Source organism: Paraburkholderia sp. BGA-UO-ETr-F12 (assembly GCF_059567945.1).
On the sequence record NZ_JCAQOZ010000046.1, the window covers coordinates 227,078 to 253,408 of the forward strand.

The window sequence follows — 26,331 nt, forward strand, 5'->3', positions numbered from 1 at the left end:
CGCTTATGCGCCGCGGCATGCGTGTTGCCTGTTATGCCGTCAGACGCGTCCAACATCCTAATACTACCGCCCCCATGTCCCGCAGCCCGCAATCGTCGCGTCGTTTAGTCATTGCCGCCGTCATGGCTTCAATGGCAATGGTCGCCATTGAAGCCACCATCGTTTCCACCGCCATGCCGCAGATCGTCGCGCAACTCGGCGATCTGCATCTCTATAGCTGGGTCTTCTCGTCGTTCCTGCTGACCCAAACCGCGATGACCGTGGTGTTCGGCAAGCTCGCCGATCTGTACGGACGCAAGCCGGTCATGCTCGCCGGCATCGCGATCTTTCTGCTCGGTTCGGTGCTGGCCGGCTTTGCGTGGTCGATGCCCGCGATGATCGTGTTCCGTCTGATCCAGGGTGTCGGCGCGGGCGCGATCCAGCCGGTCACGCTCACCATCGTCGCCGATCTCTATCCGGCACGCGAACGCGGCAAGGTGCAGGGTTATCTCGCCAGCGTGTGGGCGATTTCAGCGGTGGTCGGGCCGATGGTCGGCGGCTTCATCATTCACAACCTGTCGTGGGCGTGGATCTTCTGGATGAACGTGCCGATCGGCCTTGCTTCGGCAGCCGGCTTCATTGCGTTCCTGCGCGAATCGGAACGGCATGCGCGGCCGTCGATCGATTTCGCGGGCGCGGCGCTCTTCATGGCGGCGATCGCGGCACTGATGATGGCGCTCACCTATGCGGGCGACGACGACCTTGTCAAAGCCTCGCTCGCCGGTGGCGCATTCATGCTGTGCCTGCTGTTGTTCGTGTTCCAGGAACGCCGCGCGGCCGAGCCGATGATCTCGTTCGCGCTCTGGAGCCGGCGGCCGATTGCGGCGTGCAATGCCGCCACCGTGCTGGCCGGCATGATCCTGATGGGCGCCACCACCTTCCTGCCGATGTACGTTCAAGGCGTGCTGCACCGTTCGCCCGTGGTCGCGGGTCTTGCGCTCACGATGATGATGGTGGGCTGGCCGGCGGGCGCGACGCTCGCGGCGAAGTCATTTCACCGCATCGGCTTGCGGCGCATTCTGATCGGCGGCAGCGCTTTCGTGCCGCTCGGCGCGGTGTTGCTGCTGTTCCTGCAGCCTGGCGGCTCGCCGCTCATCGCGGCGTTCGGCTCGCTCATCATGGGCTTCGGCATGGGTACGTCGAGCGTCAGCTCGCTCGTGCTGATCCAGGAGATCGTCAAGATGGACGAACGCGGCAGCGCGACCGCATCGAATCTTTTTTCGCGCAATCTCGGCAGCACGCTGGGCGCGACCTTGTTCGGCGCGGTGCTTAACTTCGGGCTCAGCCACTCGAAGAATGTGGCCGTGGTCACCTCCGACCAGTTGAAAGCGCTGCTGCAGAATCAGGTGACGAGTCTCGCCGACAGCGACATGATCCGCATGGTGCTGCATCAGTCGTTGCACCTGACTTTCATCTCGATCTTCGCGATTGCGATTTTTGTGGTCGTGCTGCTCGGCTTCGTGCCGCCCATCTCCATCGGGCCGACCAAGCAGATTCCGCTTGAAGCGTTGTCGCCGCTCGAGGATTGAGCGCCGCCGCGTGATATGTGGCGCTACGCGCCGCTCGCCGGCAACGCGGCGGCGAAGAAATCGATCGCCCGCTGGGCCGTTTGTGCGTGTACAGCATCCCGATCGACACCCGGATTGTCCTTGCAGATAGTCGCAAGGCGATCCATTACACCGGGCAGGCAGGTGTCGAGAAAGGTGTAGTGCGACGCGCCCGGCACCATCGTGACGCTTGCCTTCGGCAGCAAACCCGCGATGCGGTGAATGTTGGTGTCCAACGGCGCGGTCACGTCGGCCTCGCCCGCGAGCAGCGAGACGGGAATGTCGACGTCCGCGAACGAGTGGCTATCGAATGCCTCGCCTAGCGCCGGCGCGATTGCAAAGACCGCCTTGACGCGCGGGTCGCGGTACGAGTCGCCGGCGCGGTCCCGCGACGCCTTCGTTTCCGGCGAAAGCGTGGCGAGTGTCAACGCTGGGGCCTGAGGGTCGTCGTGGATTCTGGCGGCTTCCGGCGGATGACAGATCGCATCGGCCTGCGGCCCGGAGCAGAAACGCTCGAAGGCCGGTAAATCGGTTCGCGCGCCGGCCAGTTCGAGAACCGTGTAGCCACCGAGCGAGAAACCCACCGCGCCGATCCGGTCACGATCGACATGCGGGCTCAGCATCGGATCGGCAAGGACACCGTCCAGCACTTCGCTCGCGTCCGTGGCGCGCTCCCACCAGAGCATGAAGCCGTCGCGCGTCATCGGCTCCAACGCGTTGTTACCGGGATGATTGGCGCCCGCCACGATATAACCTTTGGCCGCGAGCGCCGAGGCCAGCCAGTCGAGACTGTCCGCGCTACCGCCGGTGCCGTGCGACAGCACGAGCAGCGGATACTTCGCTCGCGCGCCCGACAGCGGGGCATCCACGACGGCCGGGTGCCCATGAAACAGCGGACGTCCTGGTGCGCCAAGATCATGGGCGAGTTCCGGGCTCGCCGGATCGGCCGGATACCAGATGGTCGTCACCAGCGCCTGGGTCCGGGCCCCGCGCCAGTTACGCGCCGCGGCCGGGTGCAACACACGCGCGGCCTCCCCCACATGCCAGGCGGGCGGATCGGCCGGCGCAGCGGCGTCTGCCCACAGGAAGGCCGCCGAACACGCGATGGCGGCACAGCAGAAACGAAACATGACTAATCCTTGCGAATGGGGATCATCAGATCCGTGACGCACGCATGCTGCAACCCGGCAATCGCCGGGTTCCGGTACACCTCGAGCAACGGACGGTTGTCGCGTGCATAGCCGCTTTGCGGCAGCCAGCCGCGGTAGAGCGCATGGAAGGTCGGTGCGATCAGCGCATACGGGCCGACCAGCCGATGGACCGCGTACAGGCCGCCCTCCACGCGCATAGGCTCGATTGCCTCGCCCGCTTCCAGCACATCATGAAGCGACGCGACAAGGCCCGCGTGATAGTGGAAACCGGCAGGCTGCGCCGGATCGCGCGTACAGACGCCGATACGCTGATCCTCAAGCGCGTTCGCGCCACAGCCGAGCCGCTCCATCAGCGAGCGAAAGGTTTGTCCGATCGTCGCCACCGGCCCTTCGTGGCGAAGGCACAGAAGATCGAGCGGCGCGATCTCGGTGAGTTCAACCGACGGCAGAGCCGACACCCGGCTTTCAGCCGCGTGTTCGCTGCCGGCCCCGTTTGCCTCATTGTCCCGGCGCCCTCTGGACGGCGTGGCCAGTCGCTTCTGCCGCGCCTTGAATTCGCTCGGCGTCACCCCGGTGAAACCGCGAAACGCGCGCGCAAAAGCCTGCGGACTGTTGTACCCGGCATCGTGCGCGACCATCGTGACCAAAGCCGCGGCATTGGTCAGCCGTTGCGCGGCCTGGGCGAGCCGCAGGCGCTGCACGGTCTCGACCACGCTTTCGCCGGTTAGCGCGCGATAGATCCGATGGAAGTGATAAGGCGACAGATGCGCCACCGCGGCAAGACTCTCGAGCGTATGCGGCGCGCCGGGTTCCACCAGAATCGCCTCGATTACGCGGGCGATCCGTCGACGATAATCGCGTTCGGTGCTGGGCTTCATCATGGCGCTAGGATAGCGGTCTCATGGACGGAAGACGGTGCAGAACTTGCGGCATTTACCCGGGCGCAGGCTCGGGTTTCAATACTACAAATGGACGGGTCTGGCGGGATGCGTGACGGCATCTGCTGTGCATCAAGCCGTCAAGCGCCATCCCGGCAGAGCTTCATCATCCACGCATAGACCGCGTCCACTGCAGCGGAGCGCGCGGGTTGGGCCGAGCGCATCAGCCAGAGCGGCGCCAGCGCGAACCCGGGCACCTGCGGCAAGATTTCCACGCGCCCGCTCGTCAAGGCCTCGCCCGCGGTTAGCCGCGACACCATCGCGATGCCGGCCTCCTGCTCGGCAGCCGCCACGAGAAAACGCGAGTCGCTAACCGTCATCGCCCGCCGCATACGCAACCCACCCCGCCTCAACTCGGGCAACCATGGCGCCCAGTCCGCGTGCGCCTCGTGAACCAGCAAGGGAGCTCGCGTCAAAACTTCCGGAAACGGCATTGAGCGCAGCCGGCGTGCGGTCGCAGGGCCGCAGATCGCAAGCGCCTCTTCTTCAAGCAGCAATTCGCACACGACTTCCGGCGTGCGAATCGCTTTCTCCGACACCACCAGGTCGACGTCGACACGATCGATCTCGTTGACCTCTTCGCCCGTCACGAGCCAGATCTCGAGGTTCGGCAATGCCTCCGAAAAAGCCCGCATGCGCGGCATCAGCCAACCGGATGCGAACTGCGGCGCACACACGAGGATCACCGAGTCCGGATTGCCATACGGCTCGATCCGGTCGCGCCCGTCGGCCAGCGTGGCGAGCGCGGTCGTGACGGTTTGCGCATACAGCGCGCCGGCGGCCGTCAACGCGACACCGCGTCCGATCCGCCGGAACAACGGCTGGCCGGTCCATTCCTCGAGTTGCAGGATTTGATGACTGATCGCCGATTGGGTCAACGCCAGTTCCTGCGCGGCGCGCGTGAAGCTGCCGAGACGCGCGGCGGCGTCGAAAGCAAGCAAAGCCTGCAAAGGGGGAAGTCTACGCATGGACATGGGGCATGGGGGCTCACGGCCAGATATTAAAAATATCGATACTTCCAGCAAGATTCTTCGCTTTTCGCCGGATTATTGCCCCGCAATCATAGCGCCAACGCCCTTCCCGTGCCTTTAGCCATTTCGCCAGACATGAACAGTATTTGTGTCATGGCGTCCTTTGAAACCGACCGGATCGATCTGTATGTCCCAGACCCTTCACCAAAACCTGCACGCCCCGCACGCCGAAGCCATGCCCCCGGCGCGCGCTGACACGGCCACCGCCGGGCACCCCGCCGGGCCCACCTACGCGGGCGTGCTGTCCTTCATGCGCCGCCCTTATACGCGCGATCTCGCCGGCGTCGACGTCGCCGTATCGGGCATTCCGCTCGATCTCGCGACCACCTTCCGCCCCGGCACGCGTTTCGGGCCGGCCGGGATGCGCGCGGCCTCGGTGCAATTGGCGGACCTGGGCGCGTTTCCGTGGGGCATCGATCCCTTCGACCATCTCAACGTGGTCGACTACGGCGACTGCTGTTTCGACGCCCACAACCCGCTCGGCATTCGCGACGCGATCGTTGCCCACGCCCGGGAAATTCTTGCCGCCGGCACGCGCATGCTGACCTTCGGCGGCGATCACTACATCACCTATCCGCTCCTGATCGCGCACGCTGAAAAATTCGGCAAGCCCTTGAGCCTGATCCATTTCGATGCGCATTGCGATACCTGGCCGGACGACAACCCCGATTCGCTGAACCACGGCACGATGTTCTACAAGGCCATTCGCGAAGGGCTGATCGACCCCGCCCGCTCGGTGCAGGTCGGCATTCGTACCTGGAACGACGACTTCATGGGCGTGCGCATTCTCGACGCGCCGTGGGTGCATCGCAACGGCACGCAGGCGACCATCGACGAAGTGTTGTCGATCGTCGGCGATGCGCCGACCTACCTCACCTTCGATATCGACTGCCTCGACCCGGCCTTCGCACCCGGCACGGGCACGCCGGTGGCGGGCGGTCTGAGCTCGGCGCAGGCGCTTGAAATCGTGCGCGCGCTGGGCGCCGTGAATCTGGTAGGCGCGGACGTGGTGGAAGTGTCGCCGCCCTACGATCACAGCGACGTTACCGCGCTCGCCGCAGCGCACCTTGCCGCCGACATGCTGTGCCTGATGCGTAACCAGAAGCTGCAAAGTCAGCAGCGCGAGTAAGCGCCTGCGTGTAAGTGTCGTTACTCCTCCGTTGAAATCTCTCTGGATTATCACCATGCCCCATACCGTCATGAAACGGACGCCCGCCGCGCCAACACTGTCCGCGCTGTTGCTCTGCACCTTCTGCACGTTCAGCTCGTTCAGCACCGCCGCGCACGCGGACGACAAGCAACTCAATCTGTACAACTGGGCTGATTACATTGCCAAGGACACCGTGCCGAACTTCGAGAAAGAGTCCGGCATTCACGTGCGGTACGACGTCTACGACGGCGACGAAACCTTGCAGGCAAAACTGCTGACCGGGTCGACCGGCTACGACGTCGTGGTACCCACCTCGAACTTTCTCGCGAAGCAGATCGAGGCCGGCATCTACCAGAAACTCGACAAATCGAAGCTGCCGAACCTCGCGAACCTCGACCCCAGCCTGTTGAAGCTGGTCGCCGACGCCGATCCCGGCAACCAGTACGCCGTGCCGTGGGCGTGGGGCACCACGGGGCTCGGCTACAACGTGACGCGGGTCAGGAAGATTCTCGGCAACGACGCGCCGCTCGATACATGGGACATCCTTTTCAAGCCCGAATATCTGAGCAAGCTGAAAACTTGCGGCGTGTCGGTGCTCGACGCACCGACCGATGTATTCGCGGTCGCGCTGCACTATCTCGGCCGCGATCCGAACAGTGCGAACCCCGCCGACTACCAGGCCGCGTACGAAGCGCTAAAGAAGATCCGCCCGTACATCACGCAGTTCAACGCAACGAGCTATATCAACGATCTCGCAGGCGACGATATCTGCTTCGCGCTGAGCTGGTCAGGCGACGTGTCGATGGCGAGCCATCGCGCGCGCGAAGCCGGCAAGAGTTACGAGGTCAAATACTTCATTCCTCAAGGCGGCGCGCCCGTCTGGTTCGACATGATGGCGATTCCGAAAGATGCGCCGCATCCGCAAGCCGCGCTCGACTGGATCAACTACATCGAACGGCCCGAGGTTCATGCCGGCATCACTAACGAGGTGTTTTATCCGAACGCGGACGCGGCCGCCCGCAAATTCGTGCGCCCGGAAATTCTCAACGATCCGACCGTGTACCCGCCTGATTCCGTGCTGAAAACGCTGTTTCTGCTCAAGCCATTGCCTGCCCCGATCAAGCGCCTGGAAGGCAGGCTGTGGGCGCAGCTAAAAACCGGAGGGTAACGAGTCGGCGCCGCGCGAATCAGGCGCCTTTCGCGTACAGCGTGGACTCGGCGAACCCGTCCGCGGCAAGTACCTGCCCGACCAGAATCAGCGCAGTACGCTCGATGGAGGTCGTTTGCACTTTGCCCACGATATCGTCGAGCGTACCGACGATCTTCTCCTCATCCGGCCAACTCGCGCGATAGACCACCGCGATTGGACAGTCGCCGCCGTAATGCGGCCGCAACTCATCGACGATGCGTGCCAGATGACGCACGCCGAGGTGAATCGCCATCGTCGCCCGATGTCTCGCGAGGTCGGCGAGTTGCTCGCCTTCCGGCATCGTTGTCTTGCTGGCGAAGCGCGTGAGGATCAACGTCTGCGAGATATCGGGCAGCGTCAGTTCGCAACCGAGCGTCGCCGCGCAAGCCGCGGTTGCCGTTACGCCGGGCACGATTTCGTAGGGAATATCGAGTTCGCGAAGCCGGCGAATCTGCTCGCCGATTGCGCCGTACAACGACGGATCGCCTGAATGCACCCGCGCCACGTCCTGGCCTTTGTCGTGTGCGGCCTTGAGCAAATCAACGATCTGATCGAGATCGAGTTCGGCGGTATTCACGACCTGCTCGGCACTATGCCCGTCCAACACGGCGGCCGGCACCAGCGAGCCGGCGTACAGGATCACCGGGCAGCCGCGCACGAGGCGTTGTCCTTTTACTGTGATCAGTTCCGGGTCACCGGGACCCGCACCGATAAAAAACACCGTCATTCAGTACTCCATGATTCGTTCAGTCGGCATGTCATGCACCTGCCATTCAGGCTGAGACTCGCAACGCTTCCAGCAAGTCGGCCACGCTTGCAAACTCGCGATCGACCGCGGGCAATTCAGGGCGACGCAGCATCACGACCGGCAAGCCGCGTTCGCGCGCGACTTCGAGTTTCGCCTCGGTGGCGCTACCCCCGCTGTTTTTGCTGACGATGACATCGAAGGCTTCCGCGCCGAACAGCGCTCGTTCGCCTTCGAGTGTAAACGGCCCGCGTGTCGCCAGAATCCGCGCACGCGGATGGGTTTCGGATGCGTCGAGGCAACGTATCGTCCAGAACTGCCGCAGAGGGATTTCGTCGAGATGCGCAAGCGGTTCGCGGCCGAGCGTGAAAAGCGGCCGCTTGAATGAAGCGAGCGCCGCCGTGAGTTCGGCCCAATCGCCGACCATGCGCCAGTCGTCGCCGGCTTGCGGCAGCCAGGCTTCGCGCCGCAGTGCCCAACACGGCACGCGCGCCGCGTCACTCGCTTTCACAGCATTAGCGCTAATCCGCGCGGCGTACGGATGCGTCGCGTCAATCACCAGGTCGATACGTTCGTCCGCGATATAGCGCGCCATCCCATCGCTACCGCCGAAGCCGCCCACACGCACCGCGCACGGCAGATCGTCCGGCACCTTGCCGAGGCCCGCGAGACTGTACACATGCTCATGACCGAGTTGTCTGGCGATCCGCACAGCATCGCCGGTGCCGCCGAGCAGCAGAACGCGCTTCATTGCACGGCTCCGATTACGGTTGAGGTGAGTTGCCGGACGCGCCGTTGGCCTGTTTTGTGACCTCCAGCAACGTAATCGGCAACGCCTGACGCCACGTATCGAAACCGCCGAGTGGCTGAGCCTCGGCCAGCGCGATGCGGGTCAGCGTGCCGCCATGCTGCTCCCGCCATGCCGCGAGCGCCGCCTCGCCCTGCAACGTGACGGCATTGGCGACCAGTCGGCCGCCTGCGCGCAGCCGCGTCCAGCACGCATCGAGCACGCCTGGCACCGTCACGCCGCCGCCGATGAACACGGCATCCGGCGCGGCCAATCCTGCCAGTGCCTCGGGCGCGCGGCCGGCGACCAGGTGCAAACCCGGCACGCCCAACGCATCGCGATTGTGTTCGATGAACCGCTGACGCTCCGCGTGCCCTTCGATCGCGATCGCGCGGCAGCCCGGATGCGCACGCATCCATTCGATGCCAATCGAGCCACTGCCCGCGCCGACGTCCCAGAGCAATTCGCCAGGCGTCGGCGCGAGGCGCGCCAGCGTGATCGCGCGAACGTCGCGCTTGGTCAACTGACCATCGTGGCGAAAGGCGTCGTCGGGCAAGCCGGTGGTCAACGGCAAACGCGGCGCGCCTTCCGTTGCACGGCATTCGAGCGCCACCAGGTTGAGCGCCGCCACGTCGCCCGCGGACCACTGGTCGGCGCGTCCGTCGATACACCGCTCCAGGTCGCCGCCCAAATGTTCCAGCACGCTCATTCGTGTCGCGCCAAAACCGCGCGCGTTCAGCAACTCAGACAGCGCTGCGGGCGTACGCCCGTCAGCGCTCAGAACGAACACGCGCGCGCCGTCGTACAAATGGGCATTCAGCGCCGGCAATGGCCGCCCCACCAGCGAAACCGTGGCGACGTCCTGCAATGGCCAGCCCAGCCGCGCAGCCGCTAGCGATATCGACGACGGCGCCGGTAGAACTCGCAACTCACCGGGCGGCAACCGCCGCGCCAGCGTCGCGCCGACGCCGAACAGCATCGGGTCGCCACTCGCCAGCACACACACGGGCCCACCACGCTCCGCCAGCAAAGGTGCAAGATCGAACGGCTTCGGCCATGCTGTCCGGCGCGCGGCCAGACGCCCGGGCAGCATCGCCAGATGACGTTCGCCGCCATAGATCACCGACGCTTCCAGCAAAGCACGCCGCGCGGGCCTCCCCAAGCCGGCGAAACCGTCATCGCCTATGCCCACCACAGTCAGCCACGCCGGCATGCATCCATCCTCATTCTGTGTCTTCAAATCTTGTGCTGTGCCACGCCGGTCAAAGCGTCCAGCCTCGTTGTGCTGTTCGAAAAAAGGCATAATACAGCCGCCGGTGCCCTTCGGGGCCGAAGAGGGAACACAGTATCGCTGTGGCTGCCCCCGCAACTGTATGCAGCGAGTCCGCCTGCGCTGCGCGCCACTGGTTTAACCGGGAAGGCCGCGGCGGACGATGACCTGCCAGCCAGGAGACCTGCCGGCCAGACTGTTCGTGCCAGCCACCATCGGGCGGGGTGTACCGATGCCGCAGCAATGCCCGTAAGGGCGGCGCTCGGGCTATCGCGCGACGCTCAACCCGGTGTCCGTCTTGAAGCAAGCTTCGCCCTCCACTGTTTTGCCTGACGCGGCGCTCGCGCTGCGGCCCTCCGCATGTCCGGGGCTGCTGCGCATCGTCGCCGCGCGCGACGGTGGGATCTGCCGGATCAAACTGCCCGGCGGCGAGTTGAGCGCCGCACAGGCCATCGCGATCGCCGAGGCCAGCACGCGGCATGCAAGCGGTGTGATCGAGCTGACCAATCGCGCGAATCTGCAGGTGCGTGGCGTGCGCAGCGGGCAGGAAACGGCACTGATCGCGGCGTTGCTCGACGCGGGCCTCGGACCGGCTGTCGAGCCGATTCGAGCCGACGCTGCGGTAGATGCCGCCAAGTCGCTGCTCGCGACTTCGGCGGACGACGTGCGCAATGTGATGCTGAGTCCGACTGCCGGGCGCGATCCATTTGCACTGTTCGACACGCGGCCTCTTTGCGCCGAACTGCTTGCCTTGCTGCAGACCGAAGCGCGTTTCGCGGCGCTGTCGCCCAAATTCGCGCTATTGCTCGACGGCGGCGAGCGCCTTGCGAGAGTCGATCATCCGCACGATGTCTGGCTGGCGGCGACGCAAGCCGAAGACGGCGTGCGATTTGTGTTCGGCCTGGCCGGTTGCCCCGCTGCAGAGATGAACGCGAAACCTGGCGCCCTCGGCGCCGTTCTGCCCAAGCAGGTCACCGGCCTGGTTCGCGCGCTGCTGCATACGTTCCTCGACCTGGGCACCGCCGATGCCACGCGCATGCGTCATCTGCTTACCGCGCATTCCATCGACGCCGTCTTGCAGCACGCTCGTCAGTACGTCGATTTCCCGCTGTCACGCGACGCGTCGCTCGCACACTGGCAACGCGGCACGCTTGCCGATGCCACGCTGCGGCTCGGCGCGCATGCTCAACGCGTGGTGGGCCTGCAGCACGTGGGCGGGCAGCCGCCGCTTGGGCGCCTCGACGCCGCCGCATTACGCGGCCTCGCGGAACTCTCTCAGCAGCACGGCAACGGCACGCTGCGCATCACGCCCTGGCAAAGCGTATTGCTTCCCGATATCGCGGCGCATAACGCATCCGCCGCGCTCGCGGAAATGAACGCGCTAGGTCTCGCCTGCGATCCCGCGCAGCCGATTACGCACCTGATCGCCTGCGCCGGTTCCACGGGTTGCGCAAAAAGCCTCGCCGACACCAAGGCCGATGCACTGCTTCTGGCGAATCGCTTGCCCGCTGGCGTCGACGTTCATCTGAGCGGCTGTCCGCGCTCATGCGCTGCGGCCCATTGCGCGCCGTACACGCTGCTGGCCACCGCGCCCGGCCTCTATGACCTCTATCGACACACCGGCGAACCGGATTTCGGCGCGTGCGTCGCGCACCAACTTACGATCGAACAGGCCGCCGACATGCTCGACTCATTGGCCCACCCGGCCCGGAGCCCTTTAGATGCTTGATTACATTCGCGACGGTCAGGAGATCTATCGCCAATCCTTCGCGACGATACGTGCTGAGGCCGATCTTTCGCGTATTCCCGCCGACCTCGAAAAACTCGCGGTGCGTGTGATCCACGCCTGCGGCATGGTGGACGTCATTGAAGACCTGCGGTTTTCCGCGGGGGCGGGCGCCGCGGGCCGCACGGCGCTGGCACAAGGCGCGCCGATTCTGTGCGACGCCGGCATGGTGGCGCAGGGCATCACGCGCGCACGATTGCCCGCCAACAACGAAGTGATCTGCACGCTCACGCATCAGGACGTGCCCGCTCTCGCGCGCGAACTCGGCAATACGCGTTCGGCCGCCGCGCTCGAATTGTGGCGGCCGCATCTGGCCGGCAGCGTCGTGGTGATCGGTAATGCGCCGACCGCCCTCTTCTATCTGCTAGACATGCTCGACGACGATGCACCGAAACCCGCGCTGATTCTTGGTTTTCCAGTCGGCTTTGTCGGCGCCGCCGAATCGAAAGCGATGCTGGCGGAAAATAGCCGCGGCGTGCCCTACGTCGTGATTCATGGCCGGCGCGGTGGCAGCGCGATGGCCGCCGCCGCGGTGAATGCGCTGGCGACGGAGGTCGAGTAAATGACCGTGCGAGGACGTTTATTCGGCCTGGGTGTCGGCCCCGGCGACCCGGAACTCATCACGCTAAAAGCGCTGCGCGTGCTGAAAGCGGCCCCCGTGGTCGCGTATTTCGTCGCGAAGGGTAAAAAGGGCAATGCCTTCAGCATCATCGAGGCGCATCTGCATGACGCTCAGCAGCATCTGCCGCTCGTGTATCCCGTCACGACCGAAGCGCTCGCACCGCCGCTTTCGTATGAAGCGATCATCGCCGATTTCTACGACACCGCCGCGGAGATCGTTGCCGGCCATCTCGACGCCGGCCGCGACGTCGCGGTGATTTGCGAAGGCGACCCGTTTTTCTACGGCTCGTATATGTATCTGCATGACCGCCTTGCCACGCGTTTCGAGGCCGAAGTCGTGCCCGGCGTGTGCTCGATGCTCGGCGGTGCGGCCGTGCTCGGCGCGCCGCTGGTGTATCGCAATCAGAGTTTGTCGGTGCTCTCCGGCGTGTTGCCCGAAGACGAATTGCGCCGGCGTCTTGCCGACGCCGACGCCGCGGTCATCATGAAACTCGGCCGCAATTTCGATAAGGTACGGCGCGTACTCGTCGAACTGGGACTCGCGCATCGGGCGCTTTACGTCGAACGCGCGACGATGGGCAATCAACGTATTGTGGCGCTCGACGAAGTCGACCCGATGGCCTCGCCGTATTTCTCGCTGCTTGTGGTGCCGGGGGAAAAATGGCAAGGATGACGCCGCCCGCCATTGTCATTCTCGGCACGGGCGCGTTGGCAACCGCACGGCGTATCCAGACGCTGTATGCCGGTTCCCAGGTGCACGCCTTGCAGGGGCGCGTCGAAGCTGACGTGTCGTATGCGGAACTCCGCGCGCATCTGTGCGATCTGTATGCGCGCGGCACGCCGATCGTTGCGCTGTGCGCCGCCGGTATCGTGATTCGCTGCATTGCGCCCTTGTTGTCGAACAAGGGCGTCGAGCCGCCCGTGCTGGCCGTCGCGGAAGATGGCAGCGCGGTCGTGCCATTGCTCGGCGGCCTTGCAGGCGTCAACGTGATGGCGCGTGAGATCGCGGCTGAATTGGCTGTGCCGCCTGCGATTACGACCAGTGGCGAACTGCGCTTCGGCACCTGCGTGCTCAATCCACCCGAAGGTTATGCACTCGCCGATATCGCGCAAGGCAAGCGCTTTGTTTCAGACCTGCTCGCTGGAGAAAGCACGCGAATCGAGGGCGAAGCGCCGTGGCTCGACGATGCGCAACTGCCGCGCTCCGAATCGGCACGTCTCGCGATTCGCGTGACACCCCGTGCGTGGGATGGGCGTGATGATGAGTTGGTGATTCATCCTCGGAGCGTGGTGGCGGCAGTCACCGTGCCGGGTGCGGGTGCTAGTTCTGGCTCGCCCTCTGCTACGAACGCAAACCTCAGCGCAAATTCCAGATCCGATTCCCGGACGGGTTCAGGCGCGCGGATCGCGGCGTTGGTGCGCGACGCATTGGACACGCACGGTCTTGCGCCGCTTTCGCTCGCGGCATTGCTGGCGCCTTCCGAACACATGTTGGACGCGGCGCTCGCCGATGCCGCAGCGAGCCTGAACGTGCCGCTGCGTTTTGCCCAGCCGCGCCCGCAGGACGGCGAACCGCCGAGCAATCTGCTGCACGCCGCGCTGCGCGTCCCTTATCAAACGCTGCACGACGATGCGGACGCAGGCGTTGCCCTCGCGTTGGCCGCGCTGGCCATCGACCCGCACACGATTGGCGGCGCGCGCGGCCGCCTGACCGTGATCGGCCTGGGCCCTGGCCGCGCCGACCTGATGGTGCCCGCCGCACGAACCGCGCTGAACGAAGCCACCGATATCCTCGGCTACGAAACCTACGTGAAAATGGCCGGCCCGTTGCGCGCCGATCAACGCGTGCACGGCACCGACAATCGCGAGGAAATGCAGCGGGCCCGCCATGCGTTCGAACTTGCTGGCACAGGACGGTCGGTGGTGATGGTGTCGTCGGGCGATCCTGGCGTGTTCGCGATGGCGGCTGCGGTGCTTGAGGCGCTCGAAGAAGGCGGTTCGGCGAACGCCGATTGGCGTGCGGTCGAACTCGCCATCGTGCCGGGGGTGTCGGCAGCCATGGCGACTGCCGCACAGGCCGGCGCGCCGTTGGGTCACGATTTCTGCATGCTGTCGCTATCCGACAATCTGAAACCGTGGACCATCATCGAAAAGCGCCTCCGGCATGCGGCCGAAGCGGATCTGGTGATGGCTTTCTATAACCCGATCTCGCGCGCACGACCGTGGCAACTGGATAAGGCACTGGATATCCTGCGGGAATATCGCACGGCAGCAACGAAGGTGGTACTCGGTCGCGATATCGGCAGACCGGGCGGCACGCTGCGTACGATCACGCTAGGAGAACTGCGCTCGTCCGATGTGGATATGCGGACGATGGTGATCGTCGGCTCGTCGACCACGCGCGGGTTTACCAACGGCGTCGACGGTGGCGAGTGGGTGTATACGCCGCGCTGGTATGAGTGAGCGGTCGGCTCGCTCATACCACCCTCCTTTGGGGTAGCCGCCTGGTTCAACAAAGGCGACCCGCTTAGCCCGCTAAGCCGCCACTTTCAGATCGTCAATCGCCCGCTGCCGCACCCCCAGATCGTCCCAAAGCTCCGGATGGCACGTGAACACCAGAATCTGGTGCCGCGTGGCCGCGTCGATCAATGCGCGCTTGATCGCGTCGCGCCGTGCCGCATCGGTATGCACGGCGGCATCGTCGAGCATCAGCAAGGTCGGGCGTCCCGATGCCTGCAACAGATCCGCATAGGCAAGCCGCGTCAGGATGCCCAACTGTTCGCGCGTGCCGAAACTCAACGCATCGAGCGTATCCGCTCGACCATAACGATCCAGCGTCGCGGGACTCAGATCGTCGCCGAGCGCGATCGTCGACTGCGGAAAAATCCGCTTCAGGTAGTGTCCGAGGCGCTCGGTCAACGGCGCGCGCAGTTGCGCCACCGCGGCATCGCGTTCGTCGACCAGCACCTCGTCTAGCAAACTCAACGCACCTGCCCGCAAGCTCAGTTCGTCTTTACGGCGCGTGGCCTGTTCCAGCGAAGCGTTCACGGCGGCGAGACGTTCGCCAAGCCCGGACGCGCCAACCGTCTCCAGTTGACTGCGCAATTGCGCAATCCGCACCTGCCGCTCATGCTGCTCGTTGCGCGCAAGCTCAGCCGACGCGCGATAGCGTTTCGCTTCAGCCGCCGGATCGTCGAGACGCGCCGCTTCCAGTTCGCGCTCACGTCCTTCGAGCTGTTTTTTCAGCGCTTCGACCTGCACGCGCTGCTCGACGATTTTCGTCTGCCACTGCGCACGGTTGCGGCAGAACGCTTCGTCGCCCAATTGGGCTTCCTTGCGCTGCAACTGAACCGCGAGCGACTCTGCCGTTGCGGTAGCGGTTGATCTGCTTTCCGCGGCCTGCGCCAGCACCTTTCTGGCGGCTTCCAATGCATCGCGCGCGATGTCGGCATTGCGGCGAGCTTCGTCGAGCGGCAGCGCAGCGGACGCATCGGGCAATAGCGCCAGCCGCTCATTCGAGGTCTGCAAACGTGCAGCAGCCGTCGCCAGGGCGGCACGCAACGCGTCGATACCGTGCGGCGCATGCACTTCGAGAATCTTCGCCTGACTTTTCTGCTGCGCGACCAGCGTCTTCCACTGCTCGTGCCGGGCCTCGGCCTCGCCCAGCGACGCCACGCCCAGCGCCTGCAATAACTGCGCATGACGAGCTTCGAGCGACGCCAGCTCGGACAACTGCGCCGACAGATCGGACACGCCCGGAATCACGCGCAATTCGCCAAGCTCGCCAAGGCCGATCCGCTTCTCCTCATCGACCCGTAACACACCATCACCGCTTACCTGCGTATCGCCGACGCTAATCGCACCCGTCAGCCGGTATTCGATGCGCGTCATCGCCGCTTCGGTACGCGCGCGCAGCACGGTCAATTCGGCATCGAACGATTGCAGCCGCTTCAACTGCGCTGCGTCGATTTCGAGCGCGGCAGCCGCGCGCGTCGCCTCCAGCACGGTCTCATTTGCCTTGTCGGCAGCCACAATCGCTGCTTCAAGCCGCTCGCTTTCGGCACGGTGCAGCGCAATCTGACTGCGCAGATCGCCCGCGGTCACTGCGGCGTTCGCCAGTTCCTGCGCACGCGTGGCGTCGGCATACACCTGCTCGAGTTGCGTCACGCTCGCCTGAGCCTGCGCATGTTCGTTCTGTATCGCCGCCACGTTGGCGCGCGCGGCATCGAGTTGCTGCCTCTCGCGTGCGACGGCCGCCTCCAGTTCGTTCGCCGCCTGTTCCTGCTGCAACGAGAGCGCCAATTCCGCGTCCCTCAATTGCAACGACTGTGAGAGCGCCTGAAGACTACGCTCGAGTTCCGCCGCGGCATCGGCACGCTGTTGCGCCTGCACCGCTTTCTGCTCGTGAAGCTCCCAGGGGCGTTTGCGTTGCGCATCGTCGAAAGCTTCCTGCTGCGCGGCAAGCCGCACGATGTTGTCGTCGAATTGCTGGCGCTGCTGCTCCAGTTCGCCGCGTTCCTGCTGGAGCGCCGCCAACGCCTGTTCGGCCTCGGCCAACGGCCCGGTGGACTTCTGCGTACGCGCGGTAAGCAGTTGCCGCAATTCGCGCTGCACGGCAGCGATCAACGCGTCCTCGCCCGCGGACTCGCTGCTGCCCGAGAGCTGTGAAAGCGCGTCGCGCAGATACTGCGCCGCGTGCCCGGTGGAGTCGCGCACCTCCTGCGTGGCGCCCTGCTGGACCCACAACAAACCGGGGACGCCGGCGTTTTCCGCCTTGAGCGGCCCACGCGCGGCACGCGAAAAGCCGAGCAATGCGGCGAGCTTGTCTTCGGCTTCATCCTCACCGAACACCGCCTGACCGATCTTCAACTCACAGCGCTGCCGTGTGACGAACTGCTTCGACAGGCGGCACGCCGTGCCGTCCAGATCGAACGTCACTTCAACCGAGGGCTGCCCACCTGCCTTGCCCCACGGCAACAGGTCCTTCAGATGCGAAGCCTTGTAGCGTTCGAGGAACACCGCTCGCACGGCTTCGGCGATCGTGCTTTTGCCCGCCTCGTTCGGACCGGTGAACAGGTTGAGCCCGGGCTGCAGATCGTCGATGACAAGGCGGCCGGTGAACTGCCTGAATTCCTGAATCGCAATACTTTCCAGCTTCATGCGGACCTCGCTTCGCGCGGCAGTTCACGTTGAAAACGCGCGAGAAGCAATAACGCCTCCGCCGCGCGCTTGACCTTCTCCGGGTCGGACTGCGGGTCTTCCTGCAAGCTTCGCAGACGCGCCACCACCTTCGCGAGGTAGCCGCTCTGCGCGCCGAGTTCGGCGAGGTCGGCGGCGGTAGGCAGCACCTGCAGGCCGCTCAGATCGACGCGCAGCGCACGCACCCGCGCGCGGGTTTCTTCCACCGCGACGTGAATCGCCTCCGCGTCGGCCAACGCGGCCGTGCCGCTTATCGTGACCCGCAGCACGTCGTGACTGCCCAATGCGCCAAGGCGCGTTCTGAGCGAATCCACATCCGTCGGCACCGAGATCGTTTCCTCCCAGCGATGCCATTGATATTTCCCCACCCGCACCGCTTCGACGGCCGGTACGGCGCCAGGCTCGCTCAACGTGACGTCGAGCATGAAGCCCGGCTCGTTGGCGCGAAACCGGTCCTGCTCGTGCGTACCGGCATACCAGGTACGCTCGTCGACCCGCAGATGGCCGTGCCAGTCGCCGAGCGCAAGATAGTCCAGACGGGCGCTGGCAGCACGCGTCGCGGCGATGGGGTTCGACGAATCGATACCCTCCTGCAGGATTCCGCTCACGCTGCCATGCGCGAGTCCGATGCGGTGATAGCCCGGCGGCGTTTCGGTTGTGTCGAAGAAGCCCGTGGTGTCGTCGTAGGTGATGCGTTGCGTGAGCGGCGCGCACAGCAATGCGCATTGGCAGGCGTCGAGGGTCACCACGCCGGGTTCGAGCACCACCGCCACGTTCGGCGCGATGCAGTTCAGGCGCTGTGCACGGGTCCACACGCTCTCGACCAGCGCGGCATCGTGATTGCCGGGCAGCATGATCCATGGGCCGGAAAATGCCTGCAACGCGCCGAACAGACGGCGAATCACTGTATCCGAGACGGTCTGCAAGTCGAATACGTCGCCCGCGACCAGCACGGCGTCGACCTTGCGCGCGGCGGCTTCCCCGGCGATCCGCCGCACGGTTTCGAAGCGCGCTTCCGCGAGGTGCGCGGCATCGTCCGGCTCGAACTGGCCGAATTGCGTGCCTATCTGCCAGTCCGCGGTGTGCAGAAACCTGATCACTGTGCCTCCATTCCGTTCAATTGCCTCGTGACTCAACCGTCATTCGGCGCTCATGTTACCGCGCCGGCCGCTCAAAGAAAGTCCCGGGCCGGTGCCACGCAGCAGGAACAGCGGCGCTACACTCGCGTTTCTGGACGATCGGATCAATCGCACCGCAACATTTAATCGACCTGCCCACGCTGCCCTGCTGCCGATGAACAAAGAAACCGACCTGAAGAAGGCCAAACGCACCCCCTTGCTGTTGCTGGCGGCCGCCACCTGCATTTTTGTCGTAACCGCTTTCATGCCACGTGGCCTCTGGGTGGACGGCATCAAGGCCGTGGCGGAAGCCGCCATGGTCGGCGCGCTCGCCGACTGGTTCGCGGTGGCCGCGCTGTTTCGCCGTGTGCCGATCCCGCTCGTCTCCGCGCACACCGCGATCATTCCAAGGAACAAGTACAAGATCGCCGACAACCTCGCGGTGTTCGTGCAGGACAAGTTTCTGGACGTGCCCTCGCTGGTCGGGCTGATTCAGAAGCACGACCCGGCGCAAAGCATCACCGGCTGGCTGACGAAGCCGGCCAACACCGCGCGCCTGGGCGACTACGTGGTCAGGCTGACGGGCGGCATCCTCGAGCTGACCGACGACGTGCGCATCCAGGTCTTCATCAAGGACGCCTTGCGCGACGTGCTGGCCAAAGTCGATCTGTCGCAATCCATGGGTGCGATTCTCGACACGCTCACCAAAGACGGCCGCCACCAGGAACTGCTCGATGCCGGCATCGAACAGGTCGTGGCGCTGCTGAGCGAGCCGCAGGCGCGCGAGTTTATCGCGGAACGCATCGTCGAGTGGGTGAAGAACGAGTATCCGAAGATGGAGATGATTCTGCCGTCCGCATGGCTAGGCGAGAAAGGCGCTGAAACGATCGCCAATGTAGTGAACCGGATGCTCGAGCAGATCAGCGAGAACCCCACCCATCAGTTACGCCAGAAGTTCGACGAGGCCGCGCAGAAGCTGATCGTCAAACTCAAGAGCGATCCCGCCTTCCTGCAAAAAGGCGAGGAACTGAAGCGCTACCTGGTGGAAGGCGAAGCGCTGAGCACGTATGTGAAGGACATGTGGGGCGAATTGCGCGCATGGCTCAAGCGCGACCTGCAAAGCAGCGATTCGGCCCTGCATGCCCGGGTGATGGCAATGGGTCAATGGGTGGGCCGGGAATTGGCGCACGACCCCGCGCTGCGCCAGTCGCTCAACGATCATATGGAAGAAGTGGCGCGTGGTATGGCGCCGGATTTCGCCCAATTCCTCACGCGCCACATCAGCGATACCGTGAAGAACTGGGACTCACGCGAAATGTCACGACAAGTCGAGTTGAATATCGGCAAGGATTTGCAGTACATCCGCATCAACGGGACGATCGTGGGCGGCTTTATCGGTTTGCTGCTGTATGCGAGTTCGCGCCTGTTCGAACTGTTGCGGCTGCACCTGGGCTAGGCGGAAACGGCGCCGCCCGTCAAAACGCCTACAATCCAGGCATATGAATTGCTCGGGCGCTTTATCCATCCGCCGCCTTGCCATTCGCGCGTGCCTCCAGACCAAGCGGCAGCGCCACCATATCGAGAAGTGTGCTTATGAAAATATCGTTACCGCCGCATGGGCGGCCGAACCGCGTATACCCGCCGGGCACGCCCAGCCTGCATGGCCTCGCCTCGGTCATCACCGGCGTGGTGGTGGTGTGTGCGCTGTACTTCGGCCGCGCGGTGCTGATCCCGATCACTCTCTCCGTGCTGCTCAGCTTTCTGCTCGCCCCGCTGGTGCAGGCGTTGCGGCGCCTGCACATGGGGCAGTTGCCGTCGATCTTCATCGCCGTACTGTTCGCCCTTGCCGCGTTGCTGGCCATAGGGGGGCTGATCGGCGCGCAACTGGTGCAACTGGCCGGCGATCTGCCGCAGTACCAGGAGGCGATCGAGCAAAAGATCGAGACGGTGCAGGAGAAAACCGTCGGCCGGGCCGATTCGCTGATGAGCCGCGCCGCCGCCGCGCTGCAGCGCGTCGCGCCAACCAAGCCGGCCCCGCCGCGCCTGACCGGGCGCGCGGCGCGCAACGCACCCCCTGTACCGACGCCTGTGGAAGTGCACGAACCCTCGCCCACGCCGCTGCAACTCGCACAACGGGCGCTGTCGCCGGCGATCGCACCGATCGAGACGACCTTCATCGTGCTGGTGGTGACGATCTTCATCCTGTTGCAACGCGAAGATCTGCGCGACCGTTTGATCAGTCTGTTCGGCTCGCGCGACCTGCACCGCACGACCACCGCCATCGACGACGCCGCCGGGCGCCTGAGCCGCTATTTCGTCGCGCAACTGGGCGTGAACCTCAGCGCGGGGGGCATCATTGCGATCGGCCTCGCAATCATCGGCGTGCCGGGGGCGCTGCTGTTCGGCGTGATTGCCGCGTTGCTGCGTTTCGTGCCATATATCGGCATCTGGATCGCCGCGATTCTTGCCGTGTTTCTCGCCGCCGCCATCCAGCCCCAATGGACCATGGCGGTCTACACGTTGATCCTCTTCATCGTCGTCGATGTGGCGGCCGGTCAGATCGCCGAGCCGCTGCTGTATGGCCATCGCTCGGGCCTGTCGCCGCTGGCGGTAGTGGTGGCGGCGATTTTCTGGAGCTGGCTGTGGGGGCCGATCGGCCTCGTGCTGTCCACGCCGCTCACGCTGTGCGTCGTCACGCTGGGGCGCTACGCCGATCGTCTGAACTTTCTCACGGTGCTGCTGGGCGACCAGCCCGCGCTAACGCCCGCGCAGAACTTCTATCAGCGGCTTCTGGCAGACGATACCCATGAGGCCATCGTGCAAGCCGAGCGCCTGCTGCGCGAGATGTCGCTGATCGACTACTACGACAACGTCGCGCTGGAAGGTCTCAAACTCGCGCGCAACGATGCGATGCGCGGGGTATTGATGCCCGAGCAACTGGCGCGCATCAACGATGCGCTGGTCGATATCGTCGAGAACCTGGAAGTCGCCGACGGACTGCCAGATCGTCTGTCGCGCACGGAACCGGCCGGCTCGGCTGGCGCGATGCTGGCTTCGGCGTCAGCGGACCTTTCGGACCGGGACGACAGCCACAATCCGGCCCATACGCCGCCGCGCCACGAAAGAGAAAAGACCTCGGTGCTGTGCGTGCCTGGACGTGGCGCATTCGACGAGGTCACCGTGGCGATCGCCGTGCAATTGCTCGGCCGCCACGGGTTTGCGCCGATCATGGCCACGCACTCGGGTTATCGCAGCGCCCATGCCGACGAGCCGACCTTCAGGGACGCGCCGATCATCTGCATCATCTCGCTCGACGCGCCGGAATCGCCGCCGTATCTGCGCAATATGCTGCGGCGTACGCGGGAATGGCGGCCGAAGGCAACCCTGGTGGTTGGCGTCGGTGGAGCGCCCGAGGGGAGCCCGGAAACCGGTGCAACCGGCGCTTTGCATGCGGCGCCGACCTTCCGCGCGATGATCGAGGAATGCCAGGCGACGACGAGCGCGTACCACCTGCGCCAGCCCTTGCATGCGACAGGCGCGGATTGAGGTAGTCCTCGCAACGCCGGCATGGATCGAATGAAAGAGGCCGTGAGGTGCCGGTGCACCTCGCGGCCTTTCTGTTTGCGCGGCTTCGATGCACCGAAACGCGAATACACCCATGCACCGGCGCAATGTACCCAAAATGAGGACAGCCACGGGCCACCCCTCCTGCATACTTCATCGATCGATTCGCACCGTCTTTAGAGCGCGTTCAGCGCCGTGGCGGGCGATCCCCGGCATCGAAGATCCAGGAGACATGCATGAGCCGCAGCTTCAAACCCTATCCTTTCACGCCTCGTCATTACGCGGGCGCGGTGCCGCCGCTGGTCGACGGACGCGACCCCGTGCGGCGCGCGGTGGCGATTGTCGGCGGCGGTCCCGTCGGCATGACGCTGGCGCTGGCGCTGGCTCGCCTGGGCGTGCGCTCCGTGCTGATCGAAGCCGACGACGGCGTTTGCACCGGCAGCCGCGCGATCTGCATTTCGCGGCGCAGTCTGGAGATTTTCAAACGCCTTGGCGTCGTGCACGGCTTCCTGCAAAAAGGCCTGCCATGGACCGGCGGCCGCAGCTTCTACCGCGACGCTGAAGTGTTCCGCTTCACAATGCATCAGGACGACGAGCAGTCGCTGCCGCCGATGATCAACATCGCGCAATACCAGATCGAACAGTTGCTGCTCGACGAAGTGGAACAGCACGCCGATCTGATCGAGGTGCGCTGGCAAACGCGTGTGACCGGCATCGAGCAGCATGCAGGCGACGGCGCCACGGGCGCGACGCTCGCCCTGAGCACCGGCGACACCGCATGGACAATGCGCGCGGATTGGGTCGTTGCATGCGACGGCGGCCGCAGCACGATACGCGAGGCGCTTGGCCTCAAGCTCACCGGCACGACCTACGAGGGCCGCTATGTGATTGTCGATATCGAACTGGAGAGTGCGCGCGCCACCGAACGCCTCGCCTATTTCGATCCGCCCTCCAATCCCGGCTCGACCGTGCTGGTGCACAAACAGCCTGACAATGTGTGGCGCATCGACTACCAGCTTCGCGACGACGAAGACCCCGAAGCCGCGGTCAAACCTGAAAACGTAATGCCGCGCGTGCAAAGCGTGCTCGATTCGATGGGTGAAACCGGCGCATGGTCGCCAATCTGGATTACGGTCTACAAAGCCAATGCGTTGACCCTCGAACGCTACCGTCACGGCTCGGTGCTGTTCGCGGGCGACGCCGCGCATCTCGTGCCGATCTTCGGCGTGCGCGGCGCGAATTCCGGCATCGACGACGCGGACAATCTTGGCTGGAAACTCGCTTGCGTGGTCAATGGCATCGCGTCGGCACGGCTGCTCGACAGTTACAGCGACGAGCGCGTTTTCGCGGCACGTGAAAATCTGAGCTACGGGATGAAAAGCACGGAATTCATGGCGCCGCCGTCGTTCGCGTTCGACCTGATGCGCAAGGCCGTGCTGGGACTTGCCGAACATCATCCCGCCGTGCGGCCACTGATCAATCCGCGGCAAACGCATGCAATTGCGTACACCCAGTCCCCGCTCAATCAGGTTGCGGCCGCAGCGTCGGACGCGTTCGCCAAAGGCCCCGCGCCAGGCACGGTGCTGCCGGAGTGCCGCCTGCAACGCCTATGCGACGGCGCACCGGTCGACATCCATCTCACCGACCTGCTTGGGCCATGCTTCACCGCGCTTCGCTTCGGCCCGAACGCGGCACAAGACGAGGCGTGGCAGCAACTGCATCATGCGCTCGGCGAACACAGCATTCCGTTCAAGGCGGTCACGCTGGTCATGGCCGACGCGCCGCGCACCGCCTGCCCGAACGTGGTCGATCCGGCGGGACGCCTGCACGAGATGCTCGACGCGACGCCGGGCACCGTCTATCTGATCAGGCCCGACGGTCACGTGCTCGCCCGCTGGCGCAACGGCAGCGCGGCGAATGTGCAAAGCGCCGTGACGGCCAGTCTGACGAAATGACGCAAGAGGAATCCACACCATGACCGATAGCGAACTCGACCGCGTCTACACGACGCTCTGCACGACACTCACCACCGAAGGCGAAGCGCAAGCGCCTTTGTACCTGGCACGCCTTGCGCTGCTAGCCATGACAGAGCTCGGCGATATGCAGCGGGCGTTGTCGCTGATCGAAGCGGCGAAGCTGCCGGATGCCTCGGCCGTGAGCGCGTAACGCGTATCGCGTATCGCGTATCGCGGTAGCAATACGGCGCAGCGCTGCCGAAGCAAACCATCTGACGAAAAAAAACCGCCCCGCGAGTGAACTGCTGACGCGGGGCGGTTTTCTATGACTACAGTTCACTGTCGTGGGTACAAGCCCAATGTGCTCGCATGCAAGCGCGCGAGCCCGAGTAGCGCGTCCGTGTACGGCGTCGGCACATCGGTGAGTTGCCCCAGTTCGCGCACCGCGGCCACCAGCGCGTCGAGCTCGACGGCCTTGCCCGCCTGCACGTCCTGCAGCATCGAGGTTTTCATCGCGCCGAGTTTGAGCGTGACCTCGTGCCGATCCGCCGGCGCCTGCTCGATCGGAATACCAAAGCGTGCGCCGATCTCCTTCGCTTCCAGCATGATGCTGGTGACGAAGTTTCGCACCAGTTCGTCGCTGAGAATCCGGTCGGTGGTCGCGCCGGTGATGGCGCTGATCGGATTCATCGTCATATTGCCCCACAACTTGTACCAGACGTCGCGCTGAATCTGCTCCGACAGCGACGCATTGAAGCCCGCGGCGCTCAGCGCGGCGGTGAGCGTTTTGACGCGTTCGCTCGGTTGTCCCGACGCCTCGCCGATAATCAGCCCATTGCCCTGATGGTGACGGATGACGCCCGGTGCTTCGATCAGACAACTGGCGTGCACCACGCAGCCCACCGTTTGCGCGGTGGGAATCGCGGCGGCGATCGCACCGTCAGGGTCGATCGACTTCAGCCGCTTGCCGGCGAAATCGCGGCCGAGTCCGTCGCAGAACCACCATGGCACGCCGTTCATTGCGGTGAGCACGGTGGTCCGCGAGTCCAGCAGCGGCGCGATATGCGCGGCCACCGACGCCATGGCCGGCCCCTTCACCGCCACCACGACGAGATCCTGCACGCCCAGATCCGCCGGTTGATCGCTCGCCTTCACCGGCACGGTGTGCGTCACGCCACCTTCGATCAGACGCAAGCCGTGCTGCCGCAACGCATCGAGCGTCGCACCGCGCGCCACCACGCTCACGTCGTGGCCGGCCTGCGCGAGCTTCACACCCATCCAGCCGCCGATCGCACCCGCACCGTAGATTGCTACTTTCATCGATTCAATCCTTGCTTTGATTCCTGAGCCTGGCTTTGCGTTAAGCCTTGCGTTATTTCTTGCGTTATTCCTGTTATTCCTTATAGCTCGCGTCGATGCGATCCACACGCCGCACCAGCGCGTCGAACACATCCTGTCCCGCACCGTGGCGCGGATCGAACTGCAACGAATCGCGCGAACAGCGAATCGCCACATCTTCCGGCACCGGCCGCGCGCGGCCCATCGAGAACGTGGCCATCTGAATTTCGCACGCGCGGTTGAGCGTCCACAGGATAGCGAAAGTCTGCGGCAACGTGTGGCCCCATGACAGCAGGCCATGGTTGCGCAGGATCACCGCCTGTTTGTTACCGATATGTTCGAGCAGTCGCGGCCCTTCTTCCGCATGCACCGTAATGCCTTCGAAATCGTGATACGCGATACGGTCGTGCAACTGCGCGCTATAGAAGTTGGTCTGCTCTAAACCGTTTTCGAGGCAGGCCACCGCGACACCCGCCGTGGTGTGCGTGTGCATCACGCAGTGCGCGTCGGCCAGACCTTCGTGAATTGCCGCATGCACGACGAAGCCCGCGGGATTCACCGGATACGGCGAGTTGTCGAGCACGCGTCCCTGAGCGTCGATCTTCACGAGATTGCTCGCCGTCACTTCGCTGTAATGCAGCCCGAACGGATTGATCAGGAAGTGACGCTCGTCACCGCTGACGCTCGCCGGTACGCGCAACGTGATGTGGTTGTAGATCATCTCGGTCCAGCCGAGCAGATCGAAGATGCGATAGCACGCTGCCAGTTGCACGCGCGCCTGCCATTCGTCGGGATGCATCGCCGCGGACTTCGGTGGGCTCGCCGGTTGTACTTCGAGAATCGTCATCAGGGTCTCCATTGTTATCGTTCACCGAGTCGAATGCGCAGCCGTTGCGCGTCGCA

General features: G+C 64.6%; 21 protein-coding genes and 1 riboswitch. Of the genes, 11 read left to right on the top strand and 10 right to left on the bottom strand.

What is annotated here, in order from left to right:
* The first annotated feature begins 74 nt into the window (after nt 1–74).
* Entirely contained in the window at nt 75–1,568 is a 1,494-nt protein-coding gene (locus tag AC57B6_RS20270; protein WP_144194534.1) for an MDR family MFS transporter, read from the top strand.
* Between the two features lie 23 nt (nt 1,569–1,591).
* Here the strand turns inward: AC57B6_RS20270 and AC57B6_RS20275 are convergent, their stop codons facing one another.
* From AC57B6_RS20275 to AC57B6_RS20285, 3 genes are all read right to left on the bottom strand, one after another.
* Nucleotides 1,592–2,716: an alpha/beta hydrolase family protein gene (locus AC57B6_RS20275; protein WP_496421978.1), complete on the bottom strand. Its 1,125-nt coding sequence runs from the start codon at nt 2,714–2,716 to the stop codon at nt 1,592–1,594.
* Nucleotides 2,717–2,718: 2 nt separating this feature from the next.
* Nucleotides 2,719–3,618 (bottom strand): AraC family transcriptional regulator, encoded by a 900-nt coding sequence (locus AC57B6_RS20280; protein WP_375792427.1) that lies wholly within the window; start codon nt 3,616–3,618, stop codon nt 2,719–2,721.
* Between the two features lie 137 nt (nt 3,619–3,755).
* The gene (locus AC57B6_RS20285) at nt 3,756–4,643 is read right to left on the bottom strand and encodes a LysR substrate-binding domain-containing protein (RefSeq protein WP_496421979.1); all 888 of its coding nucleotides are present in this window, start codon (nt 4,641–4,643) and stop codon (nt 3,756–3,758) included.
* A gap of 238 nt (nt 4,644–4,881) precedes the next feature.
* On the opposite strand from AC57B6_RS20285, the gene speB reads away from it, so the two are divergent.
* Nucleotides 4,882–5,835, top strand: a complete 954-nt coding sequence (speB, locus tag AC57B6_RS20290; protein WP_496422065.1) for an agmatinase — start codon at nt 4,882–4,884, stop codon at nt 5,833–5,835.
* A 55-nt stretch (nt 5,836–5,890) separates the two neighbouring features.
* On the top strand, nt 5,891–7,024 hold the full coding sequence (locus AC57B6_RS20295) for a polyamine ABC transporter substrate-binding protein (RefSeq protein ID WP_496421980.1): 1,134 nt from the start codon (nt 5,891–5,893) through the stop codon (nt 7,022–7,024).
* A 19-nt stretch (nt 7,025–7,043) separates the two neighbouring features.
* Here AC57B6_RS20295 and cobM read toward each other — a convergent pair whose 3' ends face one another.
* From cobM to cbiE, 3 genes are read right to left on the bottom strand one after another with little or no spacing between them, the layout of a single operon-like run.
* Nucleotides 7,044–7,772 (bottom strand): precorrin-4 C(11)-methyltransferase, encoded by a 729-nt coding sequence (gene cobM, locus AC57B6_RS20300; RefSeq protein ID WP_216750558.1) that lies wholly within the window; start codon nt 7,770–7,772, stop codon nt 7,044–7,046.
* 46 nt (nt 7,773–7,818) lie between these two features.
* Nucleotides 7,819–8,541, bottom strand: coding sequence for a cobalt-precorrin-6A reductase (locus tag AC57B6_RS20305; protein WP_216750559.1), 723 nt, complete (start codon nt 8,539–8,541; stop codon nt 7,819–7,821).
* Nucleotides 8,542–8,554: 13 nt separating this feature from the next.
* Nucleotides 8,555–9,790, bottom strand: a complete 1,236-nt coding sequence (gene cbiE, locus AC57B6_RS20310) for a precorrin-6y C5,15-methyltransferase (decarboxylating) subunit CbiE (protein WP_496421981.1) — start codon at nt 9,788–9,790, stop codon at nt 8,555–8,557.
* An 84-nt stretch (nt 9,791–9,874) separates the two neighbouring features.
* A riboswitch (cobalamin riboswitch) is annotated at nt 9,875–10,053 on the top strand.
* A gap of 83 nt (nt 10,054–10,136) precedes the next feature.
* Here cbiE and cobG point away from each other — a divergent pair.
* From cobG to cobJ, 4 genes are read left to right on the top strand one after another with little or no spacing between them, the layout of a single operon-like run.
* Nucleotides 10,137–11,576, top strand: a complete 1,440-nt coding sequence (gene cobG / locus AC57B6_RS20315; protein ID WP_496421982.1) for a precorrin-3B synthase — start codon at nt 10,137–10,139, stop codon at nt 11,574–11,576.
* Entirely contained in the window at nt 11,569–12,195 is a 627-nt protein-coding gene (locus AC57B6_RS20320) for a precorrin-8X methylmutase (protein WP_144194529.1), read from the top strand. Before cobG ends, AC57B6_RS20320 begins: the two co-directional genes overlap by 8 nt.
* Complete coding sequence (locus AC57B6_RS20325; protein WP_106354746.1) at nt 12,196–12,927, top strand: precorrin-2 C(20)-methyltransferase; 732 nt, start codon at nt 12,196–12,198, stop codon at nt 12,925–12,927. It abuts the gene before it with no gap.
* Entirely contained in the window at nt 12,924–14,717 is a 1,794-nt protein-coding gene (gene cobJ / locus AC57B6_RS20330; protein WP_496422066.1) for a precorrin-3B C(17)-methyltransferase, read from the top strand. Before AC57B6_RS20325 ends, cobJ begins: the two co-directional genes overlap by 4 nt.
* A gap of 72 nt (nt 14,718–14,789) precedes the next feature.
* On the opposite strand, the gene AC57B6_RS20335 is transcribed toward cobJ, so the two are convergent.
* The gene (locus AC57B6_RS20335; RefSeq protein ID WP_496421983.1) at nt 14,790–17,414 is read right to left on the bottom strand and encodes an AAA family ATPase; all 2,625 of its coding nucleotides are present in this window, start codon (nt 17,412–17,414) and stop codon (nt 14,790–14,792) included.
* On the bottom strand, nt 17,411–18,553 hold the full coding sequence (locus AC57B6_RS20340; protein ID WP_444513518.1) for a metallophosphoesterase family protein: 1,143 nt from the start codon (nt 18,551–18,553) through the stop codon (nt 17,411–17,413). The genes AC57B6_RS20335 and AC57B6_RS20340 overlap by 4 nt, the downstream gene beginning before the upstream one ends.
* Before the next feature lie 193 nt (nt 18,554–18,746).
* On the opposite strand from AC57B6_RS20340, the gene AC57B6_RS20345 reads away from it, so the two are divergent.
* The 4 genes from AC57B6_RS20345 (at nt 18,747) to AC57B6_RS20360 (ending at nt 24,301) form a co-directional block, all read left to right on the top strand.
* Complete coding sequence (locus AC57B6_RS20345) at nt 18,747–20,027, top strand: DUF445 domain-containing protein (RefSeq protein WP_042273969.1); 1,281 nt, start codon at nt 18,747–18,749, stop codon at nt 20,025–20,027.
* Nucleotides 20,028–20,164: 137 nt separating this feature from the next.
* Complete coding sequence (locus tag AC57B6_RS20350; RefSeq protein ID WP_496421984.1) at nt 20,165–22,117, top strand: AI-2E family transporter; 1,953 nt, start codon at nt 20,165–20,167, stop codon at nt 22,115–22,117.
* 254 nt (nt 22,118–22,371) lie between these two features.
* Nucleotides 22,372–24,090 carry an FAD-dependent oxidoreductase gene (locus AC57B6_RS20355; protein WP_106354757.1) on the top strand — a complete coding sequence of 573 codons (1,719 nt, stop codon included), beginning with the start codon at nt 22,372–22,374 and terminating at the stop codon, nt 24,088–24,090.
* Between the two features lie 19 nt (nt 24,091–24,109).
* Nucleotides 24,110–24,301 carry a hypothetical protein gene (locus AC57B6_RS20360; protein ID WP_030100479.1) on the top strand — a complete coding sequence of 64 codons (192 nt, stop codon included), beginning with the start codon at nt 24,110–24,112 and terminating at the stop codon, nt 24,299–24,301.
* A gap of 125 nt (nt 24,302–24,426) precedes the next feature.
* Here AC57B6_RS20360 and AC57B6_RS20365 read toward each other — a convergent pair whose 3' ends face one another.
* Nucleotides 24,427–25,410 (bottom strand): 2-dehydropantoate 2-reductase, encoded by a 984-nt coding sequence (locus AC57B6_RS20365; RefSeq protein WP_496421985.1) that lies wholly within the window; start codon nt 25,408–25,410, stop codon nt 24,427–24,429.
* A 73-nt stretch (nt 25,411–25,483) separates the two neighbouring features.
* Entirely contained in the window at nt 25,484–26,275 is a 792-nt protein-coding gene (locus AC57B6_RS20370) for a class II aldolase/adducin family protein (RefSeq protein ID WP_028194598.1), read from the bottom strand.
* Nucleotides 26,276–26,331: the final 56 nt, after the last annotated feature.